Genomic DNA, 16160 nt, shown 5'->3' with positions numbered 1-16160 from the left:
TTGGTATGAACTGCAAAAAAACTTATTTACCTCTGTGATACGCGAATATATTGTTCAGAATCTTCCTCAATCGGAAGGCACTCCTGCATAATTGGCTTAAATTGTCAATGCGTAACTTCTATCTAGATACTAACGTCTCATGAAGTAAAAAATATGACCGCTACAAAGTCAACATCTGTCACTTTTGTCCCAACTCAACCCATCCTTTCAAAACTGACGGACTAGTAGGAGGCTATAGAACGGTAGATGAAGGTACCATACACTCTCTCAGTAATACTACGGTAGATGAAGGTACCATACACTCTCTCAGTAATACTTTTATTGCTCATGATTGGGCAAGCTGTACTGGGATTGGTTTTCCCTGAACAGTATCGTGATTTAGAGTGGATACGCGCGACTTGGTTTAGCAACGACTGGGTAACACTGGCACTAGCTGTGCCATTATTAAGTACAGGACTCCTTCTTGAACAACGCGGTTCTGGGCATGGACGACTGCTTTGGTTGGGTGTGTTGGGCTATGGGGTGTACAACTATGCCTTCTACCTATTTGGAGCAGCGCTAAATGCATTTCTTCCGCTTTATATTCTACTGTTCCTGCTGTCAGTAACAGCTCTTATTTTCTCGCTTTCGGGGATTAATGTTACTCAGATAGCAACACAGTTTGATTCAAGAACACCGGTGCGGATCATTGGCGGGTATCTCGTCTTGATTGCGCTGGGGTTAACCCTAGCCTGGTTGGGGATGTGGGCAGCACACATCTTTGGCGGTCAACCCACCCCTGTAGAACCAGAAGCGTTCAAGCTAGTGGTCGCACTCGATCTCACATTGATGGTTCCAGCACTAGCATCGGGAGGAGTTTTGTTGTGGCGTCGGCAGGGGTGGGGATATATCATTAGCGCGATCGCTGCCATTCAGGGTACTCTCTACTTAATCGTGCTATCAGTCAACGGAGTTATCCTTAGTAGGCGCGGTTTGGTCAAGACGTCAGCCGATTTACTGCTGTGGGGGGCGCTAGCTGTAGCAACTGCTGCAGCGACAGGAGTTTTGTTATTTCATCTTAGAAGGAAGTAGCCATTTGTTTAAGAATAGGGAGTTCTGTATATTAAATATAAAATTTAACGGGTTGTGCCATTAATCGACTCAACCCGTTAAACTCTGATTTATTTTGTTGTGCAAGGTTTCCTCCTAACCTTATTTTGCTTTGAACCGCTTCTCTAGTTACACTTATTTACTCCTTTCATAGTCACCCCTTCTCAGGGCTAGGTTTGGCTTTGCCTTTCTCTAAGGCGTTACCACCTTGCCTATGGTGAAGGTTTGGTTAACTTAACGGTTCATTTATATAATAACAGATTGGCAAATTTTTTAGCAATGGATATCACTCACCATCAAAAGCATTTTTTAGCGCGATCGCGCTGTCTCAAAATAAAACCACACTTTACCCTAACTCTTCTTCAGTGAGTCCACCGTCCTTCGTCATACTTTGCCATACTAAGTGGTTGCACCCGCTTGATCCAGGTCGGATTACTTTGATCTACTAAAGTCTTTCTATCAAATCACCACGTCGAAATGTTGCCGAGAGTTGTTGCAAAGAAATATCCTGTTCTCCATAAAGTTTGTGTAGTGCATCGTCAATATCTTGTACCGAATTATTAAAGTAGGTTTCTCCATTCTGTTCAACAAGTTGTTGCGCCTTGTGAAAGTTTTGGTGGTTAATTTCTTGTCTTTGTAACTTCATATCGTGTAAGAGTCTCCGCCCCATTTGCATTGCAATAAAGCAGGACGCATAGCGAACAAAATCAGGATCTTTGGCTTCTGGTCGTTTGCGTCGATTTTCAGCAATTCTATATAACTGTACGGCTAGCACAACTTGCGCCCCATTAAGTTGATCGTCAAAAATAGACTCGTATAATTTGCCAAAATGTTCACGACTAAAAAACTTAGCTTGATGGGGCTTTTCTCGCCAAACGGATAGGATGGCTTCTGCTGCTATTCCAGAAGTAATATCTGTTGTTCGTACACCAGTAACCGAACGCTTGCGTCGATAGTTAAATCCTAGTTGTTGAATATCCATTTCTAAAGTTTTTTGACGCTCATCATTCGCGCGCAAATCTTTTAAATCGACTGGGTTTTGGCTATTGGTTGCATAAGTAATTTTCTGAACTAAATCATCATTTTCTTTAGGGAGTTGATACAGCCGAAGCAAAACATAAGCTTGATAATTTTCATGGAGAAGATTCGGCTCTTGCAACGTTTTAAATATCGTCATGCAAGTTTGCCCTCCATTAATGATTTGGAGGTTTTCAACTCGAACTTGATAATCACTATTTTGTAAGGCATTATAGGAAAAATTATCGCAAGTTAAAGTAATGCCATTATTATAAAAATAAAATTTTTTTCGTTCTTCACTGTTGAGCGTACCTCGAATATTTTCGTTGACACGGTTTCCTTGTAATCCTAAATAACGGCGGATATTTCGCTCTAGTAAACGTTCTCCATATTGTTCAATCAACTCTGCAATTTCAGAAACAGAAATTCTCCCAACCAGCACACGACTGAAATCCATATCTTCTACAATTGCTTCACCTGTAAGTTGCAAGTTTGCTTTGACGGGTTTAGAGGCTTGCAATATTTTGACAATTCGTTCATGATTAACGTGCTCCCAAGTGACCTGAGAGCCAAATCCTGCTCGATCAATGGCTTCTTGGGCGGTTGTGTTCCATTTCAAGCCATTATTACAAGCCAGTGCGCGCACTTGAGGAATATATCCATCGCGAATTAAACTGCGAGCTTCTTCTACTTTCGCTAGCAATCGTTCATTAATCTGTTTTAATGTTGCTTTGGGATTAAATAAATAGTTAATTGCATTAATTAGGGCTTCAATTCCTGCTTGCGGAAAATTGGCATTCCCTTCTAAGTTATTTTTATATTTAGCTTGGAATAAACTAACTGTAAACTCCCCATCATATTCTTCAGAGATATGGATAGCATCAACCCCAAAATCGCCACCGCCTTCAGTTAAACAATCAAATGTGCTTTCTTCATCTAAATCCAAGATACTTTGCACACATAAATAGACAAAAGCCAATGACTTTAACCGACCTCGATCATCTTGGATACCGAGTTCTTTAGCAGCTTGTTCTTTAATTGCTTCACTCACTGATTCCAAACGTTGATCAATAATAGAAGCATTAATATCCATAATTTTCACTTCCTAGAAATGATACTATTTCTGAAAACAATTGCTACAAAATGAACCACAGAGTCACAGAGAACATAGAGAATGGAAGCACTTGGACTGTTACTTCCAATCTGAGAGATGGTATGACGAGCATCCAATCTCAATTTTAATCAGCGCGATCAAGCTTCGCTCACTGCTAGTTGCCATCGCGCTGCCATTTTTCGGTTAGTTAATGGAAACAGAAGACAATCACTTTAGCTACAATCAATTCTAAGTCTCACTACCAGTTAGCCCGATGGTCAAAACTCCAAACCAGGCGTTAACCCTCTTAGAATTTCTGGAATTACCGGAAACTAAACCTGCCAGCGAATATATTGATGGAGCCATCATTCAAAAGCCAGTGCCTCAAGGGAAGCATAGCATCTTGCAACGGGAATTGAGTTTTTTTTCTAACCACTCGCTTCAGGCTAGAAAATAATGCGCAAGCCTTTCCAGAATTGCGTTGCACTTTGGGTGCGCGATCGCTGGTTCCAGATATTGCTGTTTTCCGTAGTGAACGGATTCCAAGAGACAGTAACGGAGAGGCCGCAAATCGGTTTGATCTCTTACAAACCGAGATGTTATTTTACCTATCCCTAAATTTGCTCAAACTATTGAAGTTAGCTTAAATGAGATATTAGGCTGGCTAAAGGCTTGATCGCGCGATCGCGCTGTCTCAAAATAAAACCACACTTTACCCTTCTGCAATATCAAATGGTTATTGTTTGGTCAGACGAAGATGATTGTTATTTAGTCCATTTACCTGACTTTCCAGAACAGACCTATCGCACTCATGGTGACAGTTATGAGGAAGCAGCTAAGAATGGTGAGGAAGTCCTAAAACTTCTACTTGAAGAAGATGATTTGAAGTTATCTAAAACGAGTTCAACTGGTTCTCGCGATCGCGCATTCCCCAAATAAAACCACACTTCTTCTTCACTCAGTCCAACGCCTGTCATAATACTTTTCTTAACTGCGTTAACATAGGTGAGCGCAGGAAGTTAACTCGCATCTCTCCAGCAGGTAATGGCAATGACTTTGACCACCCCCACCGAATACAAATATATCTTACTCGACGAGCGTGATCGTCCTTATATTGAAGGAACATCCATGAAAGTCGTGGAATTAGTCACCTCTATTCATGCTTATGGTTGGAGTCCTGAAGAATTGCATTTCCAATATCCTCATTTGAGTATGAGCCAGATTTATTCTGCTTTAGCCTATTACTGGGAACACAAAGAAGAGATTGATGCTGATGTCAAGCGACGCTTCGACTCTAGTGAACAAATGCGCCTAGAAGCTGGAGAATCTCCCTTGGCTAAAAGACTGCGCCAAGAAGGATTGATTGAATGAGTATTGCTTTTTACCTCGATGAGAACGTCCACCGAGGAATTAGAGATGGACTGCGAATTCGGAATGTTGATGTTTTAACTGTACAAGAGGATGGGCGCACTGGCTTTGCTGATCCAGTGATCCTTGAGCGAGCAACTAAACTAAAGCGTGTTTTGTTTTCCCAAGATGATGATTTTCTAGGAGAAGCAACCCGTTGTCAACAAGCAGGAAAATACTTTCTTGGGGTTGTCTATGCTCATAAACTGAGAGTGTCTGTAGGTCATTGCATTCGCGATTTAGAAATGATTGCCAAGGCTGCCCATCCTGAAGAGTTGGCAAATCGAATTCAATATTTGCCTCTGTGAGAGTGGCCTATGTCGCTGCATCCATGGAGATTATGGGGCGAAAGAATTTTCAAGCTAGCTTCTGCCAATTTCAATATCCTGAACGCGCACGGGAACACAGCCGTGAGTCATTTGAGCGATTTGAATCGGTTCGCCTTTGCCACAAATATTAGTGCCACATTGTTCCCACTCATCAGCACCACCCAAAGCATCCACTTTTTGCCAGAAATCAGTGGTCATGGAATGATAGGTTAAATCTTTCACCATCCCGGCAATTTTGCCATCTTTCACGCGCCAGAAGGCATCGCCACCAAACTGAAAGTTGCGCCGTTGTTGATCAATGGAAAAACTTCCTATCCCATCAATGAGAATGCCATCTTTGGTATCAGCGATCATTGCTTCTAAACTGGCGGTGTGGCTTCCTCCTGCTTCTCCCGGTTCTAAGCCTAAGTTGGGAATACGAACCATCGGCACACTGGACCAACTATCGGCAAAGGAACTGCCGTTGCTAGTGGTGCGCCCTAAGCGGTGAGCGGTTTCGCGATCGCTGAGATAATCAACTAACACGCCATCTTTCACCACATACCAAGATTGGGCTTTTACCCCTTCATCGTCATATCCAACCGTACTGCGTCCACCCGCTTGGGTGCGATCCGCTTTAAAGTTAAGCCAAGGGGCGGCATAACGTAGTTCTCCCAGTTGATCGGTTGTCGCAAAGCTGGTTCCGGCAAAGTTGGCTTCATACCCGAAGACGCGATCTAATTCTGTGGGGTGTCCGACAGATTCGTGAATCGTGAGATAGAGGTTACTGGGTTTTAGGATCAAGGTTGCGCGATCGCGCGCTGGTGCGGATTCAGCATGAACTTTCTCAAGCGCTTCTTCTGCTACTCGTTCCACTTGTGCAAACAAATCATCCGGCTGAATATGTTCATAGCCAATGTTCAAGGGTGGACGTTCATAGCTGCGAGTTTGGGCGTCGTTATTCGCGATCGCCATACAGCCAAAACCGGGATGAGAGCGATAAATCGTTTGTTGAATCTGCGATCCTTCGGTAGAAGCAAAGGTTTTGTCTTCTTGGGAAAAACGGAGGAAAGAAAAGGCTTTTTTCACCCCTCTGCTTTCATATCCCAATAATTGCTCGTTGAGAGAAAGGAGTAAGTTCGCTTTATCTGTGAGGGGAATCTCAAACGGGTTAATTTGGATTGGTGTGGTGTAAGTATCCTGATAAGCTTTTACTGGTGCTAACCGCACGGGCTGCTGTTGGGTGAGATGCGTCCCCTTTGCAATTTCGACGGCTAAATTAAGAGTACGAGTTAGTGCCTCTGGTGACTTTTCATGACTCGCGGCAAAGCCCCAAGCCCCATTTAAAAGCACCCGAATGCCATAGCCGGAACTAATATTATCAGAGAGGGTTGTCAAGCTGCGATCGCGCGCCATCAGGGTTTGCGTGCGATACCGACAAAGGCGAATTTCCCCATACTCACATCCGGTTTGACGGAGTTGTTGGATGGCCAAGTTAGCGAGATCGAGGGTGGAATAAGTGCTTTCAGTTTGGAGCATAATTGAACACAACAGGCTTAGTTTTATTAATTCTATAAAATACGGCAAGAAAGAGGCGATGATAAACTCGATTGCACTCCAAATTCCAAAAACAGCTCAACTCACCGACGAACAATTCTTAGCGATCTGCCGAGCCAACCCAGATTTAAAATTAGAAAAGACTGCCACTGGGGAGTTAATTATTATGCCGCCGACAGGGGGAGAAACGGGTAAACAAAATGCAGGAATTAATGCCCAATTATGGTTGTGGAATCAGCAAAATCAACGAGGAGTCGTGTTTGACTCTTCTATTGGCTTTCAACTCCCTAACGGCAGTTATCGCGCTCCTGACGCTTCCTGGGTTCCTCAAGAAAAATGGAATCAACTGAGTATAGAACAAAGGAAAAAGTTTCTTCCCTTCTGCCCAGACTTTGTCATTGAACTGCGCTCACCTCATGATAGTTTATCCAGTTTACAAGCCAAAATGGAAGAGTATCTTGAAAACGGTATGCGTTTAGGGTGGCTGATTGATCCAGAAAATAAGCAAGTTGAAATTTATCAACAAGGACAGCCGAAAGAGATTTTAAAGAATCCTCAGTTTTTATCAGGAAAAACTGTCTTACCTGAATTCACCCTTGATTTAGAAGCAATTGGATTTTGCTAATTTTTGAACTTTAATTGTAGAAGACAAGATCGAAAAAATAATCGTTTGACCACGAGAATCTGGTTCTTAATTGATTGAGCACTAAACCCAGCGAAAATTTATTTCAAATATTCATCGCTACTGAAAATAAAAGCAGGATTTTTTCTCATTTTATTTCTATTACCAACTGATTTAAAGACCTTAAATGACTTTAAAGCTGGTACAATCAAAGAACTTGCCCATTCTCTCTGATGCTATGCTAATTCCAATTACACGCGAGAAATTTGAGCAATTAGTTCCGTTTACAGCCACCATAGAACAATATCGCCATTATGCTGGCGATTGGCCCAGTTTTCTCCGTAAATTATTGATTTCTTTTGTCGGTGTTGTCGTCATTTGGTTGCTCGGAGAAATTACAAATAGTGCTGGGGCAGAAATTTCTCTATTTTGTGTGATCGCAGGACTCTACTGGTTATGGTCTCCCGTATATTGGGCAACCCGACGTAACATCACCTATAGACGCTTTCCTTACAGTGGCTTTTGGCGAGGACAAGTGCTAGAAGTGTTTGTTAGTGAAGAAGTAGTCGGAACAGAAGAGACGGTAGACGAAAAAGGGGAACTCATTATTATTGAAAACCGAGAACGACGGATTAATTTGGAAGTGGGGGATAAAACTGGCTTTGAAATTCAAATCCAAGCCCCCCTGCGTCGTCTTCACCGCAATATTAAAACCGGTCAAGTCGTAGAGCTATTAGTGCTATCCCAAGATCCGGATCTCGCTCGCATCAGCAAAATTACTGATGCTTATCTGCCACAACTTGACCTCTGGGTGAGTAACTATCCTATTCTAAGAAGAGATACATTTGTAGAAGTCAGTCAGGAGTTGCGAAAAAGCAATAGCAGCAGAAAAGCTCGTTCTTCCCGCACATCTTACTCTTACTACTAAAACTTAGAAAGAGAAGTCTCCCTAGGCAGTGGTGGCTTCTTCTTCTGGTGTAGGAGTAGTGTCTTCGGTAGACTCCTGTACACTTGCCGTCTCAGGTTCTGGCTGCGGTGCCGGTTCTGATTGAGGGGTCACAGTTGGTGTGGATGGGATTTCAGTAGTAGATTGCGGGATTTCATCCACACTCAACGTTAAGAAACGAATAACATTTTCGCTAATGCGCATTTGGCGCTGTAAAGGGGCAATAACATCACCATCAATTTGATAGTTCATCTGCACATAAATCCCATCCTGATGTTTCCCAATGTTGTAAGCGAGCCGTTTTTTCCCATGATTGCGGATGGTCAAATTTTCAACGTTGCGGGCTTGCAGAAACTCCTCATATTTAGCGACTTCTTGCGACACCTGATCCTCAGTGAGATCAGGGCGAATAATGTACATGGTTTCGTATTTATTAATCATGATCATGCTCCTTATGGACAGTATGGCTTGTCTCGATCAACAAGCAAGGGCTCTTTATTGTACTATAAAAGTCTCGGCACTGGCTATAGCCTTAACACGTTGCTGGAAGAAGAAAGGCTCGCTCATAGCGGCACTATTTTCTAGTTATAAAGGTAACGTTTTAGAGTGATTGTGATACTGCTCGATCGCGCTAACAACACAGGACAAATTGATCTTTTGATGTCGCTCTGCTAGTTGTTTCGCCAACATGATAGCATCATTTCGCTCTAAGTATCGAACGCCGGAAAACAAGAAATAACGTAGTCGTTGTTGAATGGCATAGTAATGAATGACGTCCCGACTCACTTTACATTGTTGTGCGAGCCAAGCGGCACCAACGTAGTTTTCTAATGGTATTTTTGCCCTACACATCACTTTTAGGGATCGAGATAAGGGACAATTAAAACTGTCTTTTCATCAGAACAGTGATCTTCATCTTCACTGACGGCAACAAGAATAATTGTCTAGAAACAGGATCTTAAGATGATTAATTTCACATAAAAGTTCCAATTTATAGTGGGGAATCTTCCCGAATCGAATCAGAAAAATGATTGCACTCCCTATTTTGTGAGCAGGGAGCTGCTCGAATAATCTCTCAAAAATGACTCAAATCTTTTACTGGTTGTGAATTAACACGTTGTTTTTTGGCAGCACTACTCTAAGCCGACTGCCAGGGCAATTGCTAAGAAAGTGCTACGAAGGAAGACCCATTTGCGAAAGCTTCCGGTGTAATCTTGATTCACCGAGGGAGAATATCACCGATGCCAGCGGGTTTTGCCTCCCGGTTGGTCAATTAAGGTAATCCCCTTCGCTTGCAGTTCATCCCGAATGCGATCCGCTTCTGCAAAGTTTTTCGCTTTCCGGGCTGCGGCACGTTGTTCGATTAGAGATTCGACTTGTTCGTCACTGAGTAACCCTTCAAGTTTACTATCGCCAGTTAAGGTTTCTTGCAGTTGTGTCTCAGGTTTCAAGCCGAAAACAGTCGCTAACTCAACCAGCGTTTGCCATTTCACACCTAATTCTTCTGCAGAAGCCTCAGTGCTTCCCTGATGGACTAATAAGTTTCCTTCCTTGCGTAACTCTTTTGCTAATTCAAACAAAATAGCGAGTCCACCGGCAAAATTAAAATCATCATCCACAATTTCTGCAAAGCGTTGCTTAATCTTTTCATCACTTTGCTGCGGTGGGTTTTCTTCCCAACCCAATTGCTTACCGTAATGCTTGTTAAATAATAGACCTTCTTTTAGCGTATGCCAGCCATTTCTCGCTGCTTCTAACCCTTCATCCGTAAAATCAAGGGGTTTGCGATAGTGGGCTTGCAAGATAAATAAGCGCACCACCATCGGTTCAACTTTGTTTAACAAGTCACGCAGGGTAATAAAATTCCCCAGTGACTTCGACATTTTTTCCCCCTCAATTTTCACCATGCCATTGTGTAACCAATAGTTGGCAAGGGGATGTCCTGTTGCTGCTTCCGATTGCGCGATTTCATTTTCGTGGTGGGGGAACATCAAGTCACCGCCTCCCACATGAATATCAATGGTATCGCCCAGCTGTTCTTTCACCATTGCCGAACACTCAATATGCCAACCTGGACGACCATTGCCCCAGGGTGAGGGATAAGAGGGTTCATCAGCTTTAGCGGCTTTCCAAAGCGCAAAATCGAAGGGGTCGCGTTTCTTGGCGGCATCAGGATCTGCTGCTTCCACTCGCCCACTAGCACCCGCTTTTAAGTCTTCTAACTTGCGTCCCGAGAGTTTGCCGTATTCAGGAAACTTCCGCACTGAATAATACACATCCCCATTTGCCGGATAGGCATAGCCTTTACTTTCTAAGGTGGAAACGAGGCGTTGAATGCCATCTAGGGTATGAGTCGCCCGGGGATAAGCATCGGCTTTTTCTACCCCCAAACGTTCCATATCTTCAAAGTAAGCCTCAATAAAGCGTTCCGAAACATTTTCCATACTCACGCCTTCGGCTTGGGCGCGTTTGAGGATCTTATCGTCAATATCGGTGAAGTTCTGCACGTACTGCACCTCATAACCTCGCCATTGCAAATAGCGCCGTACCACATCCCAGACCAAACAAGTGCGTCCATGACCCAAATGGCAATAATCATAAACAGTAATGCCACAGCAATACATCCGAATTTTACCCGGTTCAATGGGCGTAAACGGCTCTTGGCGATGGTTGAGGCTGTTGAAAACGGTTAAGGTCATAGCGCGCTTAAGCAATAATAGGAAAGATGAAGTTATACGTTATTGTGTATCAAGTTTATTATGGCAACCGTAAATCCGCAGAGTAACGCTACAGAAGAGATGGATGCACCGAAGTTAGGTTTACCTGTCACTATCATCACAGGTTTTCTAGGCAGTGGCAAGACAACGCTTCTCAATCATATTTTAAGTAATAATCAGGGGCTGAAAACAGCCGTTTTGGTCAATGAATTTGGGGAAATTGGCATTGATAACGAGCTGATTATCCAAAGCGATGACAGTATGGTGGAGTTGAATAATGGTTGTATTTGCTGCACCATTAACACCGACTTAGTAGAAGCGGTATATAAGGTTTTAGAACGAGAAGAAAAAATTGATTATTTAGTTGTCGAAACCACCGGCTTAGCCGATCCGTTACCGGTGGCATTAACGTTTCTTGGGTCGGAATTACGGGATATGACCCGTTTAGATTCAATCGTGACGGTGGTTGATTGTGCGAACTTTAGCTTGGATTTATTTAATAGTGAGGCAGCGTATAGTCAAATTTCTTATGGCGATATTATTCTTCTCAACAAAACCGATCTCGTGCCAGAAGCGGACGTAGAAGCCTTAGAAAATCGCATCCGCAAAATGAAAGAAGGGGCGAGATTAATTCGGACTCAAAATGCTAATGTTCCGCTGCCATTGGTGTTGAGTGTCGGCTTATTTGAATCGGATCGCTATTTTCAACAAGCGGATCATGATGACCATGACCATCATCATCATCATCATCACCACCACGACCATGATCATGACCATCATCATCACGATCATGACCACCATGACCATTCCCACCATTTAGAGAATGATGGCTTTAATTCTTTATCGTTTCGCAGCGATCGCGCGTTTTCCATTCGCAAGTTTCAGTCTTTTCTCGACAATGATTTACCGGAAAATGTCTTTCGCGCCAAAGGGATTCTCTGGTTTGAGGAAAGTCCCCAGCGTCATATTTTCCATCTCAGCGGGAAACGCTTTTCCATTGAGGATGACGAGTGGAAAGGAGAACCTAGCAATCAGTTAGTCTTGATTGGTCAAAATCTCGACACTGAAAAGTTACGTCAGCAGCTAGAAGGCTGTCTTTCTAAGAATTCTCCAACCCGCGGAAAAGGCTTTGGTTAAGGTTTTTGCCTAGAATTAGAGGGGGCAATGCGCCCCCTTGACTCGGCAAAGATGATTCTTGAATTGACTATTTTTAGCAATCAAGAACTAATTTTCAAAATGGGGCTGAATCCGAACGAGTTGATACTCTCCCTGTTGACCTAAAAAGGTTACTTGTTGTGCATTGGCAATGAGAGGGTCTAGCTTACGCGGATGACTTAAAATCAGGATAGATTTCTGATTAAATTCATGATTGAGATAGCTGATTGCCTGTTTGGTTTGATCCAGAAAAATGACCTGATGTTGTGTGTAAAAAGCAACACTTGGTTTTTCCATCCCAATCATCATTAATTTTTCATCGGGCTTTCTCACAATTTGCTCTAACTGCGCTAATTCTCTTAAGGGCTTTTGTCGCAATTGATCCACTAAAAAAACCGCTGGTTGCAGAACAAAAACAAAGGTTAACAGCATTGCTAATAAGTTAATGCCCCAAATCCAACGCCGGTATTGCTGTGTCACTAAAGCGAGACCAATCAAAATTCCTGTCCCCAACCAAGTCGCTGTTGCTCCTAAATGTAAGCCCGCTTGCGCGTAAATTTCTGATAAATTGGGGGCTGCTGGATCATAACCAATAAAGTTGGGGCTATAGTAAAATAATGCGCCTAAAGCAAAGACAAAAATTACATTTACCCAACCATTAATTTTTAAGGCAAAGTTCGGCATTACTTGTTGATAACGACTCCAAAATATTCCTACTAAAATTGCCGCAGCTGGAAGTAAGGGAATCACATAACTGGGAAGTTTGGTAACTGCAATGGTAAAGAAAATAAAAATCATTGCGAACCAAAAAAATGCGAATAGTCCTAATTGTTCGGTTCGGGGTTGCTTTTGCCAAAATCGTCGCCGCCAAACTTGCAGTTGCGCGATCGCGCTGGGTAAATAAACCGATAAAGGGGCAAAGCCAATTAGTACCACTAAAAAATAAAAATACCAGGGTGCATCATGATCATTGACTACATTCGTGAAGCGTTGAAAATTATGGTAACCAAAGAAAGAATCAATATAATTTTGTCCGTTTTCAGCGATCACTAAAACATACCAAGGAACGGTTAAAACTAAGAAAATAATGAATCCAGAAAGAACTCGCATTTCCTTAAAAACTGCCCACAAATTGCCCTGATAGAGTAAAAATGCAATAATAATTAATCCCGGTAAAACTAAACCCACCGGACCTTTTGCCAAGACAGCTAAAGCTGTCAAAATATAAAAGCTAATGTACCAAGCTGAAGGTCTGCCCAGAGTAAAAAGAGGCGGTTTAGTTACTTTTTCGGAGTGGACATAGCCGATAAAAAAACATAATAAGGCACTGCCCATACAGCCGGTTAGTAGCAAGTCAGAAACCCCAGTTCGCGCCCAAATCATAAACTCTGGGGTGAGAGCAAGGGTAGCAGCCCCAATCACGCTTCCCCAGCGTCGTTGTGTCAATTCAGGAGTAGGATTGAGGGGAGAAACGCCAAACTGAGCGAGCACAAAAAAAATAAAGCCAGTCAACCCAATTGCACTCAGGGCAGAAGGAAGACGCACCGCCCATTCATTAACTCCGAAAAGTTGGTACCCAATTGCCATTAACCAGTAAACCAGAGGGGGCTTATCAAAACGAGTTTCGCCATTGAAATAAGGGGTGATCCAGTTGCCCGTTTCCACCATCTGACGGGCTGCTTCGGCAAAAAGAGGCTCTGTTTCATCAATCAGCCCAATACTGCCTAAACGCCACAAAAAAGTGATGAGGCAGAGACCCAGAATGAGGACGAAAGCGATGGGAAGGGGCAACGGTTGCGTATCTTGGGGATTGCGCCACTGACGAATTTGATCGAAAACGGGTAATTTCATTCAACAATTGACAATTTTCTTTGTTAATTTTCTATTGTCTGTTGTTCATTGTCCATCACTAATCTACTCTACGGCTTTTTCAGCAAGAAAATGCGAGGCAAGTGGATGCCCACTTGATTGACGGCGATTGACTTTGTCAGATTGCCCTTCTTATCGGAAGCCCGCAATTTTAGCGGTGCCATATATTCCCAAACGTTGTTAGCGGGGCTTAAACACAGTTAGCTTCGGCGCGGGCGACCCAAGGTGGTGATATACAGAACAGCTTCATCTTCAGGAATGCCTAGAACTTCGTTAACTTGGTTATCAAAAAAGCCAGCAATGCCACTGACGCCCAGTTGGAGGTAAATAGCAGCTAAATTCAGGCGTTGTCCGAGATGTCCGGCATCTAAATGCAAGTAACGGTAAGCGCGATCGCCGTATAATTGAATCGCTTGCTTTAAATCAGCCGTATGAAAAACGACGGCTGCTGCATCTCGTCCTAAATCTTGCCCTAAACACAGATAATGCAATTCTCGACGGAAGTTTTTAAAGCGAATCTGTCTTAATTCTTGAGTTTTAGGAGCATAGTAATAACAGCCTTCTTCTAAATCTGTGACTCCCGAAACAGCCACAAACGTGGAAATTAAATTTAAATCGAAGAAGTCAGGATTGGCATCTAATTCTTGTTGCCAATAGTCTTGAGTTTGATAAGTAAAACTCAGCAGTTGTTTGAGTTCGTTTAAATTGATTTCTTGTCCATTAAAACCACGAGTAGAACGACGTTTTAGAATCGTTTCTTGTAACCCTTGTAATTCCTCTCCCCATTCAATCGGTTCCTCTTTTGTGGAGATTTTTAAGCAAAAAGGAAAGTTATATTTATCTTCTTTTTCCCTCTCTTTGATCCCTTGGCTTACGGTTTTGGGTTCAGTTTCAATCTTCGTCAATTGATGAAGATAAGGCAGCAGTTCCCCATCGGGAATAGTGGGAGAAAAACTATAATTAGCAGGAGAAGGTAAAGCAGTGGTCGTTGGCGATAAATTTTGTTTAATTTCTAATAAATCCGCTAAAGCGGCAACAGTAATGATCCCTTCTTCTTGAGAATTAAGATAGAGCAATTCATTCATCCCATCATCATTAAATCCACCCATGAGATGAGGGCGATAATCACATAAACTGCCGGCTAATTCAAAGTTCCCTAGTAAATGTCCAGTATCGAGAAAAATACGTCGGTAAGCCCGGTCTTCATAGCGCCAAGCTGAACGATAAAATACAGCGGAAACAGCAAGAGCAAGTTCTGTATTGTCTAAAGTGGAATGCCAAAAACAAGCGGCTTGTAAATCAGACCAAACCGAATCTTGCCAAAAGTGAACTAAGGAATGGGTTTGACACTGATAATTGTATAAACCGGGTGGTAAAAAGGCTAACCCTCTCACAATCAGATAAACTTCCGCCGGATAAAGTCCACCGGCAGAAGGCGCAGCCCGCAGAAGAATTTTATCACCAGAAGGCGTCTCTAATCTTGCCGTTACACCATAAGACAGTAATAAAAAGCGGGACAGTCTCTGCCATTTTTCCCAGTTTTCTTTCTCTTGCGGTGGATCATTCAAATAAGGTTTTAAATCGTAGGTGGTTCCCAGTTTATAGTCTTTGTAAGGAACGGGTTGTTGTTCCCAATTAAGAGAACGCGCTTTTTTAGCAATGGTTTCTGGATCGTATTTTGTACGTTCGTGATAATGTTGCGCGAGAGTGGGTTGCCATTCGGACATCAGCTTGTAGGGGTTAACGCCTATCCCAAATTATAGAATGTCTGTTGCCTAATTCTTCTCGAAAGCTCTCTTGAAAATTGAGCAGTTTACAGTGAAATGACTAAACACAAAGTTCGGTTGACCAATCCGTATTTCCTCGTCCGGGATAGCATTTTTGTTGCCGTCCCAGCCAAAGGAGTTGCCAACCTTGTTCATGAGACGTAAACTCAGCGCGATCGCGCATTCCTGCCACCGAATCATCCAGTAATCCGGTTTTGGTCAGTGTTACAATAACTTGGTTGCTATCGGGGCAACTCACCTCAATTTCCTGGTTTTGCGATTCTTGCATCTGAGAGAAGCCAAATTCTTCTAGTATCGTTGTTTTTGGATCCTTAACAATGATTTGATCGGCTTCATTTCGATTGAGGTTAACACTATTATTAACAATTGTCGATAAATCAATGGCTGTGTAATCACTGCGATTTTGCTGATCAACTGGGTTATCACATTGAGAATATCGATTCGTCTGTTCTGAAGTTTCTGGGGGAGTTGGATTTGGGCTACAGCTAGTTAAAATCAATCCCATCAGAATGATTCTTGAGAGGAAAGGGTTCATCAATGTCTTGATTCTCCGTTAGCATAGGTTAGGATCAGTTGAGGTTTTGATTCCGTCG

The 16160-nt window shown here is 42.8% G+C and carries 15 protein-coding genes and 1 pseudogene; 8 read left to right on the top strand and 8 right to left on the bottom strand.

All coding sequences use genetic code 11. The annotated features are described in order from the left end of the window. Positions 1 to 327: 327 nt before the first annotated feature. Positions 328 to 1071, top strand: a complete 744-nt coding sequence (locus GVY04_18765; protein NBD18097.1) for a hypothetical protein — start codon at positions 328 to 330, stop codon at positions 1069 to 1071. Between the two features lie 463 nt (positions 1072 to 1534). Here the strand turns inward: GVY04_18765 and GVY04_18760 are convergent, their stop codons facing one another. Then, positions 1535 to 3199, bottom strand: a complete 1665-nt coding sequence (locus GVY04_18760; GenBank protein ID NBD18096.1) for an abortive phage resistance protein — start codon at positions 3197 to 3199, stop codon at positions 1535 to 1537. Positions 3200 to 3473: 274 nt separating this feature from the next. On the opposite strand from GVY04_18760, the pseudogene GVY04_18755 reads away from it, so the two are divergent. The 4 genes and pseudogenes from GVY04_18755 to GVY04_18740 all read left to right on the top strand — a co-directional run bounded on the left by GVY04_18755 (position 3474) and on the right by GVY04_18740 (position 4914). Further along, a pseudogene (locus tag GVY04_18755) lies at positions 3474 to 3846 on the top strand (hypothetical protein). A gap of 85 nt (positions 3847 to 3931) precedes the next feature. Then, entirely contained in the window at positions 3932 to 4138 is a 207-nt protein-coding gene (locus tag GVY04_18750; protein ID NBD18095.1) for a type II toxin-antitoxin system HicB family antitoxin, read from the top strand. A 111-nt stretch (positions 4139 to 4249) separates the two neighbouring features. Beyond that, positions 4250 to 4570 (top strand): DUF433 domain-containing protein, encoded by a 321-nt coding sequence (locus GVY04_18745; GenBank protein NBD18094.1) that lies wholly within the window; start codon positions 4250 to 4252, stop codon positions 4568 to 4570. Continuing rightward, positions 4567 to 4914 carry a hypothetical protein gene (locus GVY04_18740; protein NBD18093.1) on the top strand — a complete coding sequence of 116 codons (348 nt, stop codon included), beginning with the start codon at positions 4567 to 4569 and terminating at the stop codon, positions 4912 to 4914. The genes GVY04_18745 and GVY04_18740 overlap by 4 nt, the downstream gene beginning before the upstream one ends. A gap of 54 nt (positions 4915 to 4968) precedes the next feature. On the opposite strand, the gene GVY04_18735 is transcribed toward GVY04_18740, so the two are convergent. Beyond that, the gene (locus GVY04_18735) at positions 4969 to 6453 is read right to left on the bottom strand and encodes a TldD/PmbA family protein (protein NBD18092.1); all 1485 of its coding nucleotides are present in this window, start codon (positions 6451 to 6453) and stop codon (positions 4969 to 4971) included. A 58-nt stretch (positions 6454 to 6511) separates the two neighbouring features. Here GVY04_18735 and GVY04_18730 point away from each other — a divergent pair, with 58 nt between their 5' ends. Together GVY04_18730 and GVY04_18725 are read left to right on the top strand one after the other, a co-directional pair. After that, positions 6512 to 7096 (top strand): Uma2 family endonuclease, encoded by a 585-nt coding sequence (locus tag GVY04_18730; GenBank protein NBD18091.1) that lies wholly within the window; start codon positions 6512 to 6514, stop codon positions 7094 to 7096. Between the two features lie 235 nt (positions 7097 to 7331). Next, on the top strand, positions 7332 to 8021 hold the full coding sequence (locus GVY04_18725) for a phosphate ABC transporter permease (protein NBD18090.1): 690 nt from the start codon (positions 7332 to 7334) through the stop codon (positions 8019 to 8021). 21 nt (positions 8022 to 8042) lie between these two features. Here GVY04_18725 and GVY04_18720 read toward each other — a convergent pair whose 3' ends face one another. From GVY04_18720 to GVY04_18710, 3 genes are all read right to left on the bottom strand, one after another. Continuing rightward, on the bottom strand, positions 8043 to 8480 hold the full coding sequence (locus tag GVY04_18720; GenBank protein ID NBD18089.1) for a 30S ribosomal protein S6: 438 nt from the start codon (positions 8478 to 8480) through the stop codon (positions 8043 to 8045). A 144-nt stretch (positions 8481 to 8624) separates the two neighbouring features. Beyond that, positions 8625 to 8891: a hypothetical protein gene (locus tag GVY04_18715; GenBank protein ID NBD18088.1), complete on the bottom strand. Its 267-nt coding sequence runs from the start codon at positions 8889 to 8891 to the stop codon at positions 8625 to 8627. 383 nt (positions 8892 to 9274) lie between these two features. Further along, complete coding sequence (locus tag GVY04_18710) at positions 9275 to 10738, bottom strand: cysteine--tRNA ligase (GenBank protein NBD18087.1); 1464 nt, start codon at positions 10736 to 10738, stop codon at positions 9275 to 9277. A gap of 60 nt (positions 10739 to 10798) precedes the next feature. On the opposite strand from GVY04_18710, the gene GVY04_18705 reads away from it, so the two are divergent. Further along, a complete protein-coding gene (locus GVY04_18705) occupies positions 10799 to 11893 on the top strand; it encodes a GTP-binding protein (GenBank protein ID NBD18086.1) in 1095 nt (364 codons plus the stop codon). An 87-nt stretch (positions 11894 to 11980) separates the two neighbouring features. Here the strand turns inward: GVY04_18705 and GVY04_18700 are convergent, their stop codons facing one another. The 3 genes from GVY04_18700 to GVY04_18690 all read right to left on the bottom strand — a co-directional run bounded on the left by GVY04_18700 (position 11981) and on the right by GVY04_18690 (position 16102). Continuing rightward, entirely contained in the window at positions 11981 to 13762 is a 1782-nt protein-coding gene (locus tag GVY04_18700) for a glycosyltransferase (protein NBD18085.1), read from the bottom strand. Positions 13763 to 13980: 218 nt separating this feature from the next. Then, positions 13981 to 15507, bottom strand: coding sequence for a SagB/ThcOx family dehydrogenase (locus tag GVY04_18695; GenBank protein ID NBD18084.1), 1527 nt, complete (start codon positions 15505 to 15507; stop codon positions 13981 to 13983). Positions 15508 to 15607: 100 nt separating this feature from the next. Further along, on the bottom strand, positions 15608 to 16102 hold the full coding sequence (locus GVY04_18690) for a hypothetical protein (GenBank protein ID NBD18083.1): 495 nt from the start codon (positions 16100 to 16102) through the stop codon (positions 15608 to 15610). Positions 16103 to 16160: the final 58 nt, after the last annotated feature.

It is taken from the genome of Cyanobacteria bacterium GSL.Bin1 (assembly GCA_009909085.1).
GTDB lineage: Bacteria > Cyanobacteriota > Cyanobacteriia > Cyanobacteriales > Rubidibacteraceae > Halothece.
This window is presented reverse-complemented; position numbering and strand designations above follow the sequence as displayed.

Excerpts from the sequence above, each read along its gene's own strand:
- GVY04_18690 (NBD18083.1), bottom strand. The coding sequence starts at position 16,102 with ATGAACCCTTTCCTCTCAAGAATCATTCTGATGGGATTGATTTTAACT.
- GVY04_18735 (NBD18092.1), bottom strand. The coding sequence starts at position 6,453 with ATGCTCCAAACTGAAAGCACTTATTCCACCCTCGATCTCGCTAACTTG.
- GVY04_18760 (NBD18096.1), bottom strand. The coding sequence starts at position 3,199 with ATGGATATTAATGCTTCTATTATTGATCAACGTTTGGAATCAGTGAGT.
- GVY04_18715 (NBD18088.1), bottom strand. The coding sequence starts at position 8,891 with ATGTGTAGGGCAAAAATACCATTAGAAAACTACGTTGGTGCCGCTTGG.
- GVY04_18725 (NBD18090.1), top strand. The coding sequence starts at position 7,332 with ATGCTAATTCCAATTACACGCGAGAAATTTGAGCAATTAGTTCCGTTT.
- GVY04_18765 (NBD18097.1), top strand. The coding sequence starts at position 328 with ATGATTGGGCAAGCTGTACTGGGATTGGTTTTCCCTGAACAGTATCGT.
- GVY04_18710 (NBD18087.1), bottom strand. The coding sequence starts at position 10,738 with ATGACCTTAACCGTTTTCAACAGCCTCAACCATCGCCAAGAGCCGTTT.
- GVY04_18745 (NBD18094.1), top strand. The coding sequence starts at position 4,250 with ATGACTTTGACCACCCCCACCGAATACAAATATATCTTACTCGACGAG.
- GVY04_18720 (NBD18089.1), bottom strand. The coding sequence starts at position 8,480 with ATGATTAATAAATACGAAACCATGTACATTATTCGCCCTGATCTCACT.
- GVY04_18700 (NBD18085.1), bottom strand. The coding sequence starts at position 13,762 with ATGAAATTACCCGTTTTCGATCAAATTCGTCAGTGGCGCAATCCCCAA.
- GVY04_18705 (NBD18086.1), top strand. The coding sequence starts at position 10,799 with ATGGCAACCGTAAATCCGCAGAGTAACGCTACAGAAGAGATGGATGCA.
- GVY04_18695 (NBD18084.1), bottom strand. The coding sequence starts at position 15,507 with ATGTCCGAATGGCAACCCACTCTCGCGCAACATTATCACGAACGTACA.
- GVY04_18750 (NBD18095.1), top strand. The coding sequence starts at position 3,932 with ATGGTTATTGTTTGGTCAGACGAAGATGATTGTTATTTAGTCCATTTA.
- GVY04_18740 (NBD18093.1), top strand. The coding sequence starts at position 4,567 with ATGAGTATTGCTTTTTACCTCGATGAGAACGTCCACCGAGGAATTAGA.
- GVY04_18730 (NBD18091.1), top strand. The coding sequence starts at position 6,512 with ATGATAAACTCGATTGCACTCCAAATTCCAAAAACAGCTCAACTCACC.